Origin of the sequence: Paenibacillus qinlingensis (assembly GCF_031455095.1) — a bacterium.
In the GTDB taxonomy this organism is placed as follows: domain Bacteria; phylum Bacillota; class Bacilli; order Paenibacillales; family NBRC-103111; genus Paenibacillus_E; species Paenibacillus_E qinlingensis_A.
On the sequence record NZ_JAVDSB010000004.1, the window covers coordinates 64,369 to 82,144 of the forward strand.

8 protein-coding genes and 1 pseudogene are annotated in these 17,776 nt (G+C 44.8%); all 9 read right to left on the reverse strand.

Going from position 1 to position 17,776, the window contains the following annotated elements; translation table 11 throughout:
- Positions 1-7: 7 nt before the first annotated feature.
- Entirely contained in the window at positions 8-550 is a 543-nt protein-coding gene (locus tag J2736_RS13755) for a hypothetical protein (protein ID WP_310499173.1), read from the reverse strand.
- Between the two features lie 56 nt (positions 551-606).
- Positions 607-1,914 carry an ABC transporter substrate-binding protein gene (locus J2736_RS13760; RefSeq protein WP_310499174.1) on the reverse strand — a complete coding sequence of 436 codons (1,308 nt, stop codon included), beginning with the start codon at positions 1,912-1,914 and terminating at the stop codon, positions 607-609.
- Positions 1,915-1,971: 57 nt separating this feature from the next.
- Entirely contained in the window at positions 1,972-4,338 is a 2,367-nt protein-coding gene (locus J2736_RS13765) for a bifunctional diguanylate cyclase/phosphodiesterase (RefSeq protein ID WP_310499175.1), read from the reverse strand.
- A 245-nt stretch (positions 4,339-4,583) separates the two neighbouring features.
- Positions 4,584-5,513, reverse strand: coding sequence for a ribokinase (rbsK, locus tag J2736_RS13770; protein WP_310499176.1), 930 nt, complete (start codon positions 5,511-5,513; stop codon positions 4,584-4,586).
- Positions 5,514-5,546: 33 nt separating this feature from the next.
- Entirely contained in the window at positions 5,547-6,161 is a 615-nt protein-coding gene (locus tag J2736_RS13775; RefSeq protein ID WP_310499554.1) for a vWA domain-containing protein, read from the reverse strand.
- A gap of 129 nt (positions 6,162-6,290) precedes the next feature.
- Positions 6,291-6,803 (reverse strand): annotated as a pseudogene (locus J2736_RS13780) (TerD family protein); the annotation flags it as partial.
- Positions 6,804-6,981: 178 nt separating this feature from the next.
- Entirely contained in the window at positions 6,982-9,294 is a 2,313-nt protein-coding gene (locus J2736_RS13785; RefSeq protein ID WP_310499177.1) for a helix-turn-helix domain-containing protein, read from the reverse strand.
- Positions 9,295-9,368: 74 nt separating this feature from the next.
- The gene (locus J2736_RS13790; protein WP_310499178.1) at positions 9,369-12,098 is read right to left on the reverse strand and encodes a discoidin domain-containing protein; all 2,730 of its coding nucleotides are present in this window, start codon (positions 12,096-12,098) and stop codon (positions 9,369-9,371) included.
- A 78-nt stretch (positions 12,099-12,176) separates the two neighbouring features.
- Positions 12,177-17,600, reverse strand: coding sequence for an S-layer homology domain-containing protein (locus tag J2736_RS13795; RefSeq protein ID WP_310499179.1), 5,424 nt, complete (start codon positions 17,598-17,600; stop codon positions 12,177-12,179).
- Between the last annotated feature and the right edge of the window lie 176 nt (positions 17,601-17,776).

Genomic DNA, 17,776 nt, shown 5'->3' on the forward strand with positions numbered 1-17,776 from the left:
CGTCCTTCTATAGCTTCTCAATGTCCATAAGAGACCCGAGTTCATCCATGATCTCATCAGGAAGCGGCTCATTCATCATGTTGTTTAGAATATCTTGATCGGCTCCCGTTTCCTTCAAATAAGCAAGCAATAGGGCTGCCTTTACCGTCCTATTCATTAAAGCATACGCGATATACCAGACTTCAGGACTGCCAATTTGAATGCCGTTCCATGTAGCACAAGGGGTGGATGGCAGTCTGCATAAGCCTTTATCTGTATGGATGGCTAGACCACTAATGATCTCTACCTCAGGCGTATCGCTAAGAACCACTAACTTGTACTGCGTAGCAAATGGATAATCTCCGCTAATTTTTTCCTCGATACGATTGTGCTGTAAAGCGTGCAACACCTGAACTTTCGGAGCTTCAACCATGACATCCCAATCGCCAACCGTATCGATTAGACCCAAGCTAAGCAGTAACCCGCTTCCACCTAAGGAGTAACGAATACCAGCTTGATCCAGCTTTTGAGTTACAGCAGTTAGGCTTCTCATTTCTACCTTCACGCTCATCCTGTCATCCTCCTCTACGACCCATTCTATCACGTTACATCGGTGATATTCCTCACCTATTTCAATTCCCCCATGTTCCTCTTCTGTTCCTTCCAAAAAGCATCCCACTTGCCTAATGTCTCTTGAATGGACGTCTTCCCCATCAACAGCGCTTGGCTATTATCCATAGCTATCTTGTCCCAGTTGCTGTTCCCTGGATATTGAAATGGCGGTTTATAGAGCAGGTACTTGTCTGGTTTAAGCGTCATGTCGAGTAAAGTTTTATAAGGACCTGTTTGAAAAAAGGAATCCGCTGCCGCAGAAGTGTGAGTCGGAATCACGCCGTATTTTTTAGCTAATTCGGTGTTTTGCTTCGCACCTGAAAGAAAAGCAATCAGCTTCCATGCTTCTGCTTTATGCTTGGAATAAGAAGCCATCCCCCATCCCGCTCCGCCCACGCTCACAAGTGCGTTACCCGTTGGCCCTGTTGGCATGGGTGCTGTTGACCACATGTCTGGCTGCAGGCTGTCCTGTATGGTTTGAATGACATCCGGATCCTGCAGCAATATCCCCGTCGTGCCCGAGGTGAACGCGTCTACTTGCTCTTGGAAGCCCCAGTATATGGAATCCGGCGGTGACGCTTCCTTATACAGCTTCACATACACGTCCATCGCTTTCACCGCTTCAGGTGAAGCATATATGGTAGACCCATCGTTCAGAAAGGGACCGTCTTCCAAATTAACGCGATCCCCATTATAGGCCAGAATCATCGAATCCAAAGTAGAAACGGAGCCTTTGGCTCCACGAAATGAGAAACCATACCGATTTTTGGCGGGGTCTGTTAATTTTTTGCTGATTTGATACAACTCTTCCCAAGTAGAAGGTGGTTTAAGGCCTGCCGCTTCAAACCAATCCTTCCTGTAGAACATCTGCCGCTGATACAAGCCGTTCGCAATAAAGTAATTTTTACGGCCGACAACAGAGATCGATTTGGCTGCTCTAGATAACGTATTTTGTTCGTCCCACGTAGCTATGTAGGTGTTTAATGCGTCAATATAGCCCTGACTCGCCAGATCAGCGACATTAATATCTCGGACTTCAAGAACGTCGAGCTCCTGCTTGACACTCAGCATCGTTCGGATCGTAATATCCGCCTGCCCAAATGGAGGTGAAATGAGTTCCACATGGATATTCGGGTTATGGCTCTCGAATTGAGCAATCATACCTTTCAGAATACGGGTCCGATTCGGATTCGTTAAGCTTTCGATCATTCGCAGGGTCACTTTATTCTCGGTTGATGGCGCTGAAGCTTGCGTCTGATGTTCCTGACTAGAACAGCCTATTAAAAAGGTAACAAGTAGCAGCCAGCTCATGCCTACGAACATAACCTTCCTCTTACGTTGCCTCATCCTCATCATGGTTTCCCCCTTGCGCTCAAATGGTTAGCCATTCTGTAAAAGTCTCTCTGTTGTTTCATACACCCTTCTCTCTGCTAGCAGCTCTGCGCATTCATGGGTCGGAATGGGACGACTGTAGATATAACCCTGAATCTCATCGCAATTGCATGCTTGTAATAAAGCCACTTGCTCCATGGTCTCTACCCCTTCAGCAGTCACTCGCAAATTCAAGCTATGTGCCATAATGATGATAGCTCCAACAATGGCGCGTTCTTTGGGATTAATCACTATATCATCGAGAAATGATTTATCAATCTTTAATCGTTGTATCGGAAAATTTTTCAAATAATTTAAGGAAGAATAACCTGTGCCGAAGTCATCAATTGAAATTTTCACCCCTAAGGCATACAAGCCTTGTAAGGTTAAAATCACCTTCTCCACATCTTGCATCGCGATGGATTCCGTAATTTCCAATTCTAAATATTGCGGTTCCAACCCTGTTTCCTGCAAAATGTGAGCGACGGTTTGAATGATCTCCGAATTTTGGAACTGATGAATCGATAGATTGACAGCTACGTGTACCTTGGGGAGACCCGCATCCTGCCAAGCTTTATTTTGCTTACAGGCTGTGTATAGAATCCATTTGCCAATTGGAACGATGAGTCGAGAGTACTCAGCAATCGGAATGAACTCAGACGGTGGTATGAAACCAAGCTTCGGATGGTTCCATCTCGTTAACGTTTCAACCCCAACAATGGTGCCGGAACTTAATTCGATTTGAGGCTGATAATAGAGAAGCAACTCATCCCGCTCTATTGCATGACGCAAGTCTCTCTCTAGAGACAGCTTTTCATAGGTATTTTTTTCCATATTCGTGTTATAAAACTTATAATTATTTCTACCGCTTTCCTTCGCACTGTACATCGCAGTATCTGCGTACTTCGTCAAACACTGGATATCGTTGCCATCCTGCGGATACCTACTCACACCAATGCTAACAGATACATGAAGTTCTTTCTCTTCGTAGTATACCGGTCTTTGAATCTGTGTCGTGATCTGATGAATAATGGACAATATCGCATCGTGATCGCTTCTGTTCGGCAGCAGGATTAGAAATTCATCCCCCCCAAAACGAGCTACCGTACAACTTTGATCCAGAACATCTTCAAGTCTGCGCGCTGTTTCGATGAGCATCCTATCGCCGGCCTCATGGCCGAAGGTATCGTTAATAATTTTAAAGCGATCCAAATCCAGAAAAAGCACCGTAAACTCTTGCCTATTGTGCCGGGCTAACTGAATCTCCTTTTCGATAACCTCCATAAACAATTTACGGTTTGCTAAATCGGTCAAGTGATCATGGTAAGCCATATATCGAATTTTGATCGCATTTCGCCGTCTCTGTAAATAGTAATTAATCAAATAGGTAATGACAGCAATTCCAATCATACTAATCAGCATACTTTTGCCAATCGTATTCGCATCCTTAAACAATTCCGATGTGGGGATTACTGCCTGTACAATCCAATCACTCGCCGCTATTTTCTCCGCTACAACCAACTGCATGTCCCCGTCCACCTTAATCGTTATACTGTCGGAAGGGTGTCCTGCGTGAATCGGATTCGTATGGAATACGTTGGGGATGCGATAAAAGTCTCCTTCTAGTTCCGAAAACGTCCTCGTCATCAATTGATTAGCAGGATTCAATATGACCATTTCACCATTTTGAATATCACCAAAGGAACGTTTTAAAACCTCGGAACTAATCTCAATGAGAAGTACATACTTCATACCTGAACTCAATTTAATGAGTCGATTAATAGCAAAGGAAGGTTGTCCTACGTTGGAATAGCCATATCTTTTCGTTGCCAGCCAGCCGATTTCCCCATTCGCAATAACCGCTCTCTGAAACCATTCCTCTTTGCTATAATCGACGATTTCGGTATGCAGGGTATCCGTTGTAATCTCTTTGAGCTTCGGGTCCACCGGGATCAGATGTATATTGGTGATATCACTTTTACTAAAAAAGCGAATAGCTAAGCTCTCCACGATTTTATTCCGAGCCACGAATTTCTCGTTCTGATTGGTTGTTGCGCTGCCGTACACGTGGAGTTGATGCAACATTTCTTCGTCGGTCAAAATACTAAAGGTGATATCTTCGTAATTACGAAAAATGATATTTAACGTGTCTCTGGATTGTACGACAGTTTGCTTAGCAGCCGATGTCACCTTGTCTATGACGATCTGCTGTGAATGCGAGTAAGAGAAATAGCTGAACCCGACAAACAGAATTACCGTGCCGCCTACCGCCCACACAAACAGCTTAAGGCCCACTGCCTGCACGTTGGGGTCTTTACGAAATAAGTCGAAATAGCGTCGCCATAGCTTAGCTAGCTTGGATACAATCGGTATCAAAAGGATAATCAACTCCTGTCTGCTCTACAAATACTGGACTTCAGAACGATCCACTTATGAACATCACATCTGTTGACTACATAATATACCAAAATTGTTTAGTATCTATATAGAAAAACATTAATAATGTATTAGCGATTCGACACGAATATCCTTTTTATTACAAAATTCGTGCTTACTTACATGAAAAAAGGCTACCCACACATAGGGTAACCCTCCAAGCGCTATGGTGCAGAAGCCCTTATCTACTTATTTAACCTGCCCTCGAACGAGTCCACTTCTTGTCGCGTCGGAAGAGAGGTTTGCGCGCCAAAGCGAGATACCGTTATGGCACCTACTTTCGCCGCAAACGTAATGGATTGCTCCATGGTGTATCCTTCGCCATGCCACACCGCCAAAGCTGCATTAAAGGAATCACCCGCAGCTGTAGTATCCGTCACGTTCACTCGATAAGCAGGGTAGGATCCTGCTACGCCATCTAGGTGATAAGACACTCCTTTTTCCCCTTGAGTAATGATAACGTCAGTCTTCGTTAAGCTCCGCAGCTCGTTCATCACGTCCGAATGCGCTGTGACCACTGCCTGTCCAGATGACAGAATAGCTGCTTCTGTCTCATTGGGTGTTACCAAGTCAACGAAAGGCCATATCTCATCCGGCAACACCGCAGCTGGCGCAGGGTTTAAGATCACTTTTACACCGTAGCTTTTGGCCAGTTGAACCGCACGCATAACCGTTTCTTGGGGAATCTCGAGTTGTACGAGCAAAATATCCGCGCCATCAAATACATCTTTGGCACGCTCTACTTGCTCTGGCGTCACACTGGCATTCGCGCCTGGGACAATCGTAATGCGGTTTTCTCCATCCTGTACTTGAATCAACGCAACACCCGTCGTTTGCTGAGGATCCGTGTGAACGTAAGAAGTGCCTATGCCTTCATTGGCTAATTGCTCCAGCATCTGCTTACCGAACGGGTCGCCGCCTACGCAGCCAACCATCTCAACATGCGCACCCAGTCTAGCTGCGGCAACCGCTTGGTTCGCGCCTTTTCCACCTGGGATCATGACGAATTCTTGCCCTGTCACGGTCTCTCCAGCCACTGGAATATGTTCAGACTTCACAACGAGATCCATATTAATACTGCCCACAACGACGATTTTCGCTTGCTTTGTTTGCATGTTACACCCTCCTTGTAATAAAAAAGCGCATATTTATTTTCGAATAACTCTTTGGTCTGTTGCTACCTTCAGCCATAGGGGAAACTCATTTAACAATTGATGATATAACTCTTCATCGGATATCGAAGCAATATCCTTGATGTGAATAAAATTAGCGTTGTCCACGATCCGACCTTCCATCGTATCCAGTTGCTTCAAAACCTCGAAATCCGACTCCCCAATGCCAACGAACTGCCAAAATAACGGTTTGAGTGAGGATTCAACGATTACTTTTTTTATCGCTTTTACAACGCCGCCATCATTAATAAAAATAACAAAGGCCGGAAGATTCGACTCTTCTTCCTCTGTATATTTACGGATAACATCTTTCATAACTGGCGGCTCGTTATTTCTACCAAACTTATGTATATCCCTATTATTGATAATATTTTTAACGACATATTGGTCAAAATCTCTCTCTGTTGCTGCTTTCAATCGACTGAATTCATTATCATATATCCAAACGTCCAAGGTCGCGTTATCATCAAATTGACAAGCAACAGCCAATATTCGTTCAACCACCTCTTGAACGGTCCCGTTCTTATATAAAAGCTGCATAGATCCAGAAATGTCGAGTACTAAACCAACCCTTGCCGCTACGTTCACCATTTTTTTCTTCTCTAAAGTGATTTGAACGATCTTCTTACGTAGATCAATCGATGAAAGATTAGGTTGCTTAACCACTTCAACGGGTTCCTGCTCAATCTCTGGTTCAATGACTAAACCAAAGTTCGTACATAATGATGCTAATCCGCCAAAAAAGCCACTGCCAATCGTATTAAACTTCCATTCCCCATTGTGCCTGTATAGCTCCCCTACAACTATTGCCGTTTCTTTTGACAAATCCGCTCCATATTCATATCGAAAAAGCTCCTCGCCACGATCAGCATCGATTAGCTTTACATACATATTAGATACATCTTGCATGTAATATCCGTGCTTTTCACCTTCATGAATCGTTAACGAGAAAGCAATTCTCGCTGTACTTTCTGGAATCTTCGACAGACATAAGGAGATGGCTTCTTTATCTTGTCCACTAGCTTGACCATGCGTCACTCCGCCATTTAACGCGGCAGGATTGCCATAAAAGATAAAGTCTTCGTCTTTTTCGCACCGATTATTTCCCGATAACACAAAACAGGAAGCATCGATGCTCAATTTGTCGTCTGCCGACCAACCGAATTGCACCCTAAGGTTTGATAACGCTTTCCCCTTCGTTACATCCACCTTTTGTCCTTTTGTCAGAAGCATACATGTATCCCCTTAGCACTTAAAAATAGTAGTCTCTACTTTTCAACAGTACCATACTATATTGAACTATCAAGTAAAGTTTAGTGAGATGATAGGCGGGATCAGAAAAATAAAAAAATGCCCATCCCCAAACCGGGGATGGACGCATACGTAAACTCAACGCTCCTGCTGATGGCCGTTAAACAATTTGCGACGCTGCTCGCTTCAACATGATCTCTCGATACTCGGTTGGTGTTAAACCCGTGTATTTTTTGAACGTACGCAGGAAGCTCCTCGTATTCGCATAACCTACTGCATCTGATACATCATTCACTTTAATCGACTTGTCTTTCAACAACTCCATGGCAGCCTTAATGCGAATCTCAATCATATAATCGATAAAATTGCTCTCTGTGTGATCCTTAAACAATCTACTGATGTAAGGAGGAGTCAGATGAAACATGCTAGCCAGTCGTTCCAAAGATAGATCATGCTCTTGATAATGCGTACGAATGTAATCCAGCATTCGATCAATCGTCTCATTCTTCCCACGTTGGCTGCGCTTTTCTTCTATTTGTGATGCCAAGCCCTCGAGAATATCCCCGACCAGCTGTTCCGCTTCCTTCCAGTTTTCACACTTTGCAATACGCTCATAAATGCTGCTTAAGGGCCCCATCGATATTTCCGGTTCAATCCCAATCGCACTTACGGTTTGCAATGACTTCATCATGAGATCGTAACACAGCTGCCTAATTAGCTCCGGTGGAAGATTACTTTCGACGGCTGCACGGAAGGTATCTGACAAGTAAGCAAGCATCTTACCTCGATCGGTCTGCCTTAAAGCTTCCATGACGGGCTCAGACATTCGGCTGAGCTTGTAATAATCCTGTCGGTCTGGTGGCTGTAAATCGTCTACAGAGATTACCGAGTGCTTACCGAAAATCATTTTATAAAGCAGTGCCTTTTGTGATTCATCGAACGAACGTGGTATCTCCTGCATATCCATCCGGCATGTGCCTACACCGACTGTCACTGACAAACCGAATTGTTTTTTCATAATATCGAGAATTAATTCAAGAATGACCAATGTCCGCAAATGGTTTTGCTCGGGGTCACCTTCAGCAAAGCTTAGCAAGACGGCTGCCCTGCCGCCTCCTAAGTCAATAGCTGCTCCCGCATGCTCTGATCGGATCAGCTCTTCCGTAACATTACAGAACATATAGGTATACAAGGCTTCATCACGCGGTGACAGTTGTTCGCCATCCTTGCTAATTTCTGCCGTGCACACAAGGAAGCGCTCTGGATACATACGTATCCCCTGAAACTCCAAATGGTGATACACCGCATGGAAATCAGAACGACTGCCATTCAATAGCTCCATCATGATCTTCCATTTGAGCATGGGCTTCGAATCCCTCACATGCTGCTCCAAGTGCTCACGGTCTGTTAGGATTTCATCGAAAATATGCTCTAAGCTGCTAAGTCCAATGCTCTCCGTCCCCTGTCCTCTTCCCTTCTTCATACCCGACATCTTACCTGCTAATCGGTCTAACGGCTTAAAGGTCCAGCGATTCACATAGAATAAAGCAGATAACGCGAGGCTGAACATGATAACAGCAAAAATGAGCAGCAGATTGCGTGTAACTTTCAGGGGTTCAAATACCGTCGTTTCCGGCATGATGCTAACAACTTTCCATCCCGTATATGCACTTGTCCGATAAAAAACAGACTGCTTCACGCCATCCAATTTCACGTTAAACGAGCCGCTATCCGAATCTGTTAGTATCGTAGTTATATAGGGTAACGACTTCATATTGCGGTAAAGCTGAGTTTTATCGTCATGCGTAACGACGTTCCCTTCTGCATCCAGAATGAAAAAATGACCAGGATGACCATCCTCATAGATCGTCTTAATCATTTGGAACAATTCATCCTCTTGAATACTAATGGCCATGAGACCCTTCCTAAAGCCAGGACTGCTAAGGGCAGGAAAACTGCGGACCAAGGTAATGACATCCTCTGTCTTTTGACCATCCCATACTTTCTGCGTCGACAACCACTTGAAATATTCCGGCATATCCAAATACTGAGCTAACCAATTAAACTCTGTGGAGGCTTGTTTTAAAAACGTTTCTTCGGTCATTAAGTCTCCGCTGACATGTGAATAAGCAAAAACAGAGGAATAATTCGGATTATTCGCGATAAAATCCCTCAGTCTTGTAGTCAGTGTGTAATGGATACTGTATCTTTGTGCATCATCACTATAGCTATTATTCATAAAATAAATAAACTCCAGCCCTTCCGCCATGGAGAGCAAATCCTTTTCCGTCTGGCGGAAAGCACCTTCGATCTTGGAGTCAACTTGTTTCAAGAGTGCAAGATTTGTATCTTTTAAATCCTTCTGCAGCTTACCCACTGTCCCCGTATAGGACAGCCAGAACGTTAGGCTGATTATAAAGAGGAATACGATGCCATAAATCACCATAGCCTTCGCAGAAATACTGTTTCTCATGGTAGGCCTCCATTCAGTCGTGCACTTGTTCTTATTGTATCATTAACACGACCTCCAGGAGGAATAATCATCCATTAATTAATGGAATTAACAGTTACGTTCGCTTGAGAGTAGATAAACAAAGGTGCTCCTGTGAGAGGTACACTTACAACTCCCGAAACTGCAGCGACATATTTATAACTTCCATCAATGCCAACAATCGTTACTCCTGGTTCAGTCGTCTCTATAGTGGCTGTTCGTGTAGCGGTACTTGTTGTTTGCCAACTGGCATCCCATAAAGATGTGATGTATCTATTCTTATTTTCATCCCAGAATTGATAGCCGTAGTAAGGATTGGCAATGCCCGGTACCACTCCTACATAGTTTGCATCTTTTAAAACTCTAATCAGTGTGTAGTAACCGTAATAACTCTCCTTAGGCTTACCGTTCCAGTCGATTAACCCTAAATTATGCTCCAAGTTATTCGTCTCCGTGCCATCATCGGCAAAATCGTACCAGTGCATGGTACGAATGCCGTTTGCAATGGCATGCATATAAGCTCTAGCCAAATAATTACGTTGGGTTGCACGATCTACTTTTTTCAAGTAGCTTCCGCCTGTGTAAGTGCTCCACCCTAACTCCGTAATAACAATCGGTTTGTCTCCATCACCGTGGCTCACCATCGTGTCTTTTAATTGCTTCAGCGTATCGAGAAGCTTCTCCGGAGTACCTTGATCAAGTCCAGGTACAGCTGGATATTCATATTTGACATAAGGATGGACATCCATGACATCGAAATAGGTCTTCACTAAAGCACCATTCTGCCCATCGGAATTATAGAAATCGTCCAGCCAATTCAAACCTTTGGTGGGATCTAAACGATCGAGACCCGCAAGTGCAGGCTCTACAAGTAAGCTCTTGCTGCTGATGGCTTTCAAGCTATCATGGTTTATCTTAAGTTGAGCTGCTACAGAAGCCGGATTTCGATTGGCAAGATCAGGTTCGTTGTAGGTCGAGAATGTATAGGCTCCTCCATTATTATCCGCCTCAACATAACTCGGTCCATGATAAAAATAGTGGAAATTTAATCCACTTTTACCATACAGAGTTTTCATGGCATTACTGTGATCCCACCATCTGTTTTTATTGATACCTCCAAGATCTCTTAGCAAACGCAATTTCGTCATCAAAAAGAGATCTTCCGTTTCACCATGGTGCATATAGTTCCCTCCCCCATAGGGAGCATCATTGATGGCGAATATATCTCCGACAGTGTCACCTCCAAGCACAGATGGTGTTGTTACCTTCAACGTTTGCACATCGCGCCTTTCAACACCAGTCGTTTGGAAGGGGGTCACTGCTACATAATAAGTTGTCTCTGGCTTCAAAGCGAAATAGGATAGATATTTACCTAATTGTTCAATGGACTTTGCTTCGGCTGTAAACTTAGGCGTTAATCCTAAAGTACTTGTAAAAGATGAGGTCTCCACGTAGACACCATATTTGTTCACATTATTAACCACACTGTTGTAACTGGACCAATCCAGATACATCGTGCTGTAATTTTTGAGCTTAGCCGTGAACTCTACTTGATCCGGTGTTGCCTGCTTAGGAAGTGACGCATCATAAAGCTTCCACCCCCAAATGGCGATTTCTCCCACCGTCAGGATTTCCGAATTATTCGCGTTATGCATAATGATTTTGACATATTTGGCAAACTGACCAGGAACCCCGTAGCTTGATGTATTCACGAACACATTGGCCGTACGGCTGCTTGTATTCGTAGTGTAACTGAGGGATGTGTAATTCACACCATCTGTACTGACGAGAACTTCATACCCGTCCATAAACTTATTCCCGCCCGATGCCAAGGTCCATACGTCAATTTTCCCTATCTGATACACATCATTTAAGTTAAATACAACCGCCCCAAATTTCCCTTTGGAGCCCCAGATCGAGTTGGTCGTTGAAGCTGCATCGGATTCCGTGCTAGATCCGTCGATTAAATCCGGCTGTCCCCCTACCGTGTCATTCTTGGATCCATCGTTATCAAACTTGATTAAATCGCCATCTGTGATGAAAGGATTCTCGGTTAACCACGTGTACGAAGCACCGGTTGCAATTTTCGGCTTGGTCGTATTGTAGGTGCCAGAAGCTCTCAAATAGTTATTGCTGAGTATCGCCATAGGCTCAAGTGCATCTCCATAAACCGCCACTTCACCTAGCCTCATGACTTGCTTGTTCGGATCTTTATGCATAATGACTTTGATATATTGCGCATTGACTATAGGCTTAATGGCAAGTGAAACAGGAGCAAAACCCGAATCTTGCGCATTCGTGTTCTCCTGAATCCCGACCCGATTGTAAGTTAAACCGTCATAGCTGGCGTATACCTCGAACTGATCCATATCACTTTGATTGTTCGTATCCGCCCATACGGTAACTGAGGATACTTTATATACGGATTTCAAATCATATATCAGCGTTCCGTAAACCGCCGCTCCTACCACACTCCCCGTCGAATTGCTGGCATTCTCATCTGGGCCGTTACCACCATCCGACATATCCGGTGATGCTGATTCATCCGATGCAAGGAGACCTGGATCCGTCGCATGGGTCCCTTCGGATAGCCAAGTATAAGACGCACCTGTTGCAATGGCTGGCGCATCTGCAGGAAACAATTCACTTCCAACTGCGTTCCCACTTAGCAGCTTTTGGTTGACTGCCGCCTGTACGGTTTGACTAGCGGGGAACACTACGGAAACCGAGCCTAGAAGAATCACAAACGCACTTATTAGAGCACAACTCTTTATCGATATACGCATGGCAAAGCTCCTTTCTGGATGGTTAACTAGTGGGTCGGTATACCATCTGAAAACTAGGGTTACCGACCCCATTCAGAATTACATAAACAACAGCCCATAAATGATTTTTGCAGCTTGTGCACGTGTCGCATTCAAATCTGGTGCGAATCGATTCTCATCTAATCCGTTAATGATACCAGCCGCTTGCATCGACTTAACTGCTTCCTGAGCATAAGAGTCAATGTCTAGCTGATCATCGAAACGCACAGGAACGATCAGGTGCTGCAGCTCAATCTCTGCTAACGTAATTACTCTAGATGCCAAAACCGCCATATCTTGTCTCGATATAGGTTGATTGGCACCAAAGGACCCATCCTCATACCCTTGGATGATTCCCAACTTTTGAGCGCTTGCCACTGCTTTGAAGAACCAATCGTCTTTATTCACGTCGCTGAAACTCGTTGTAGCATCCGCTTCTGTCAGATCGAAAGCATTCATTAGCATCTGAATAAACTGGGCCCTCGTAACCTGTTCATTCGGAGCAAACCGATCACTTTCAAGACCATTTACAATTTCTCTTGCTGCCAGTGCTTCAATGCTGTTTTGCGCCCACACGGCATCCTGAAGATCGGCGAAGGTCACATGTGTATACAATGCCGTATATGAGCTAAGCTGATTTGTCGTAAAAGTGACTTGCCCTGTTGCGGCATCATATTTCCCATTCTTCACCACTTCAAGCATCTGACCATCTCGGATGTGGTACACAATGACTTGATCGCCGTTCTCTTCAGGTGCGAGCGTATAGTCCATCGAGATTTGAACCGCATCTCTGCGGAAAAACGAATGAATGTTAATCCCATCAAGGATGACATTAAAATCATATACAGCTTGGTTTCCTATGCGGGAATCCACTGCTCCAGTAAGAGCATCTGAATGAACCGCCTCCACTACAATCTCCAAAATAGCTGAGTTCGGCTTCACTTGGTCAGACAGCGCATCAGGAGTCAAGGCTATCGTCGCCAAACCTGTTCGGAATTGGATGTTTTCGATACTATTCTTTTGAGCTGTGTCAAGAATGGATGCAGGGAGCTTAATCTGAAGTTTCTTGGCACCTGTCACTTTCGCAATATCGATGACAAGCGTTCGATCCGAAGATAACGCTCCTTCTACCGCTTTCTCCAAGGAAGCCATAGGTACTTCAATTTCAACCGTTCCGTCTTGTTTCAGAACTGGATTTGTGAAGCGAATCGTTCCATCCTGAACCTCAGGAAGATCTGGTGCTGGACTCCAACCGCCACCTCCTGAAGGCACGTTCACGTCACTTGAGGGTAAAACGGTTACCTGGCTCGTCGCCGAATAGCTGCCATCGAGAGTCGTCACACGAATCGTTGCCGTTCCAGCTGAGACACCAGTCACCGTTCCTTGCAAGCCATACACCTCTTGCGATACGCTGACTACCGCTGGGTCGCTGGTTGTAAACCGAACCTGTTTGTTAGTTGAATCGCTCGGAAGTACAGTTGCATTTAGAACCATGGATTGCCCTCTGTTCAAAGTCGCTGTCGTTTGGTCAAGCTTCACGCTAGTAACCTTTACCTCTGGTGCATGGATTTGGCTGAATATCAGATCCTCAAATAGCTGCGTGTTCTTACTGGACCCAATACCGCTCATGTATTCAAGCCAGCCTCGGCGGGTTGTTCCATCATTCTCATTGATGAGCATGGAAAAGCCGAAAATATCTGTATCCGTCACCGTGCGACCTGGCGATAAGAGCTCTGTCCAAGGAATCGCAAGCTCATAGGTAGTCGCGATAGCACTTCGATAAACAGCTGACTGCACGGTCGTCACTTCCCCTATAGGCTTGCCGTTAGCCGCGAGCCATCTCCAAACCATCGGTCCTTGCTCTCCAAGCGCAATGCCGAACTCATTGTTGGCTGAGCTGCCGACTCCGCCTTCTCTTCCCGTATCAATGGCAAATTGAATGCTATCCCCTTGCCACAGATCACCGCCAGCTCCAACTTGATAATGCTTGTCATCTTGAACTTCCATACCGAAGTATAGCTGATTCATATCCCACTTCAGGAAGCCCTTGCCGCTTAAGTCAGCTTCACCGCCCCAGTTAACAATGTTTTTAATTTGATCAGATCTGTTAATGACAATGGGCATGCTATTACTCCAGCTTTCCTCAGATAGCTTGCCATCGATAATTGGCGCTGTCTGGTCGTTTACAGCTGCAATAAAATTAAACGGTCTTTCCACAATCTTCGTAAATCCGTTATCCAAATCAATGGATAATTTCAATTTAGCTCTTGCTTGTTCCGGAAGAGCGGTAATCGGCATGGTGATCTTCGTAATTTCACCTGGCAATAAGTGATTGAATGCAATTGGGCTTCCTTGACCTAAGGTTAGATATACCGCCTCCGTAACTCGAACGGTACCGTTTAGCTCTTTGTCAGCAGTTGCATTCTCTACGTAGATTGCTGCATGCCATTCATTCCATCTTCCAGGCGCTGCAAGCTCAGGCACAATACGAACTTTGACGGTCTCAAGTACGTTGACCTTCAATTTCATGGCTGCAACGAGTGACGTACCCGAGATCACTTGAATCGTAACCTCATGGACCTTCTCTTCCGCGTTAAAAGGAATGGGGATAGCAACCGGAATCGCCGTTGTTCCTGCAGTAAAGCTTGTTTCACCTTCGAGTTTCCAATCAGCGGATGGACCCATGAGTTGAATCTTTCCATTCAGTTCCGCTCCTAGACCAGAACGTTGAATAACCGTATGGAGCGTATCGCCACGTCTTACATCCACTGAAGTGTTTTTTAATACAAAAGAATCATCAATCGAGGAGATTTCCAAGCCCGTGCTCGAATATATAAATACAGGAGCACCACTAATGGTTAAACTCGCAATCCCATCATTAACCGGTAAGTAGGCGTAACTCCCATCAATGCCCACAACAGTAAGGCTGGTATCCTTCGTTTTGAACGTGGCTGTTTTGGTCGATTCATCAGCAGCCCACAGCGATGTAATGTACTGATTTTTCCCTTCATGCCAATATTCATAGCCATAATACGGATGATCAACATTCGCTTTGGGGCCAATAAACTTGGCGTCTTTCAACACTTTTGCCATCGTGTAGTAAGCATAATAGCTTGGCTTCGGAACGCCATACCAATCGATCATGCCCAGATTATGTTCCAGATTCGTCGGATCAACTCCGTCATCTTGGAAATCATACCAATGCATTCGCTTAATACCGCCAGCAATGGCATGCATATAGGCTCTAGCTAAGTAATTACGTTGCGTTATCTTATCTACAGGTCGAAGATAGCCGCTTCCTGTATAGGTGCTCCATCCAAGTTCACTGAATATGACGGGCTTAGACTGATCGCCATATTTAGCTTTCAGTGCATTGATTTCATTGATTTTCCCGATTAACATTTCAGGGGCACCTGGAATGAGACCTGGTAGACTACCTTCATGATTTTTCACATAAGGATGCACATCAAGAACATCAAAGTACGTTTTTACTAAAACGCCATTTTGGCCATCGGATTTGTACAAATTCTCAAGCCAAGTCATACTTGCTGGCTCAGTTCCACCTAAAGCAGGCTCAATAAGTAAATTTCGGTTGTCCACTGCCTTCAGGCTCTCGTGGTTTTGTTTAAACTGTAAGGCGAGTGCAGAGGGATTCGTCCCTTTCAGATCGGGCTCATTAACGGTAGAGAAGGTCCAGGTTCCTTGTTTATTTTCCATAGGTACATCTTGAGGTCCATGATAATACGTGTGGAACCCGATTCCGTATGTATTAGAAAATGCTTTAACCCAAGAATCATGGATCCACCACCGATTAAAATTAATCCCTTCAATATTGCGCATGAGCACAAGCTTACGGATGATATTCTCTTCCTCTTTGTCCCCGTGATGAACATAGTTTCCTCCACCGTAAGGTGTATCATTAATGGCGAAAATGTCCCCAATCTTCTCCCCGCCAAGAACACTAGGCGTCGTTATTTTAATTGTGCTGACATCCTTACGTTCACCCGAAGTTGTGCTCGTCGGCGTTATAGCTATGTAATAGGTCGTCTCTGGCTGTAAGGATGAAACGAGAAGGAATTTCCCCTTCTGTTCGGCGGACCCATTTTCAGCCGTTACCTGAGCGGTTAGCCCATTTGTCGATGTAAAGTCATTCTTCTGGATATAGATACTGTATTTATTCACCTTATTGACCACCGAATTGTAGGCAGACCAATCTAGATACAACGTGTTGTAATTTTTGATCGTCGTGGTGAGTTCAACTAGATCCGGCATGTCTTTCTTGATAAGCGTCGCATCATAAAGTCTCCATCCCTTAATCGCAATCTCACCAGCAATTAACCGATCGGAATCGTTGGCGTTATGCATGACGATTCTGACATACTTGGCGTGCTTGCCAGGGATGCCGTAGGAGGGCGTATTGAGCATCGCATCTGCGTATCGATTGTTCGGATTGGCCGTGTAACCGCTGGAGAAATAGTTGATGTTATCCAAGCTTAACAGCACCTCATAACCATCCATGAAGTTTGCGCTGCTCGCTTTGGACCAGACATCAATCGAACCGATCTGGTATACGTCATTTAATGCAAATGTGACGGTTCCGTATTGACCTTGCGAACCTGCGGTCATGCTGGCTGTTGTATCCGCTGTCGACTCTGTACTTGAGCCATCAATGAGATCAGGCAAGCCGCCTGTACTGCCGTCATTCTTCGCGCCAGCTTCATTATCCGTTGCAAGTAATCCTGCCTGTGTCACAAAAGGCTGCTCCGTATGCCATTTATACGTTGCTTTCGTATCCAACTTCGGCGTCCCCGCCCCGTAGTAACCACCGGTCTTTAATTGATTATTGCTCAAAATCGCCGGCTCCTGAACAGCATCACCCCAAATGGCAATTTCTCCAATGCTCAACTTAAGTTTGGCTGGATCTTTATGAAGCACAACCTTTACATATCTGGCATAGGGTGCTGGTTTCATATCGCTGCTCACAGGCACAATGCCCGCATCATTGCCATATACACTATCCGTTACTGCAACACGATTGTAATTAGTACCATCGAGACTTGCATGAATCTCTACCTGTTTCAATCCGCTTGCAGCTGAGAATTCGGACCACACCTGCAGGGAGGTTAGACGGTTTACAGTTTGCAAGTCATAGACCACTTTTCCATAGGCTTCTCCAGATTGACTAGCCGAACTGACAACGCTTACAGAACCGTCCATCATTTTACCTGCAGCTAAAGGGTCTGAAGCCGCAAGATTGGATTCCGTTGCATAAAGCCCATCTTGCTGCCAAGTATAGGAGGCTCCTGTATCCACGACAGTTGTATTCGCAGGGAACAATTCACCTAGTCTATTACCGCTCAGCAACTTCGGTGAAACGGATTCAGCCGCTTGTGTAGTCGTAGGATTCATCGAGACAATGCCCAAACCTTGTATGAAAATGATCATAGCGAAAAGGATGGAACTTATTTTTTTTAGACGTTTCATCACGAACTCCCTTTCTCGAACGATTGGTCTGACCGTCATGTCATTTGATTTAATCGTTATATCAATCCACCTTTTCACACGTCCTTTCTGGTCAATAGTTACAACTGGATGATGAGATTAACTTAGTCAAATACGGACAAAATCACAAGAGACACTTTTTATATGAAGTGGCATTT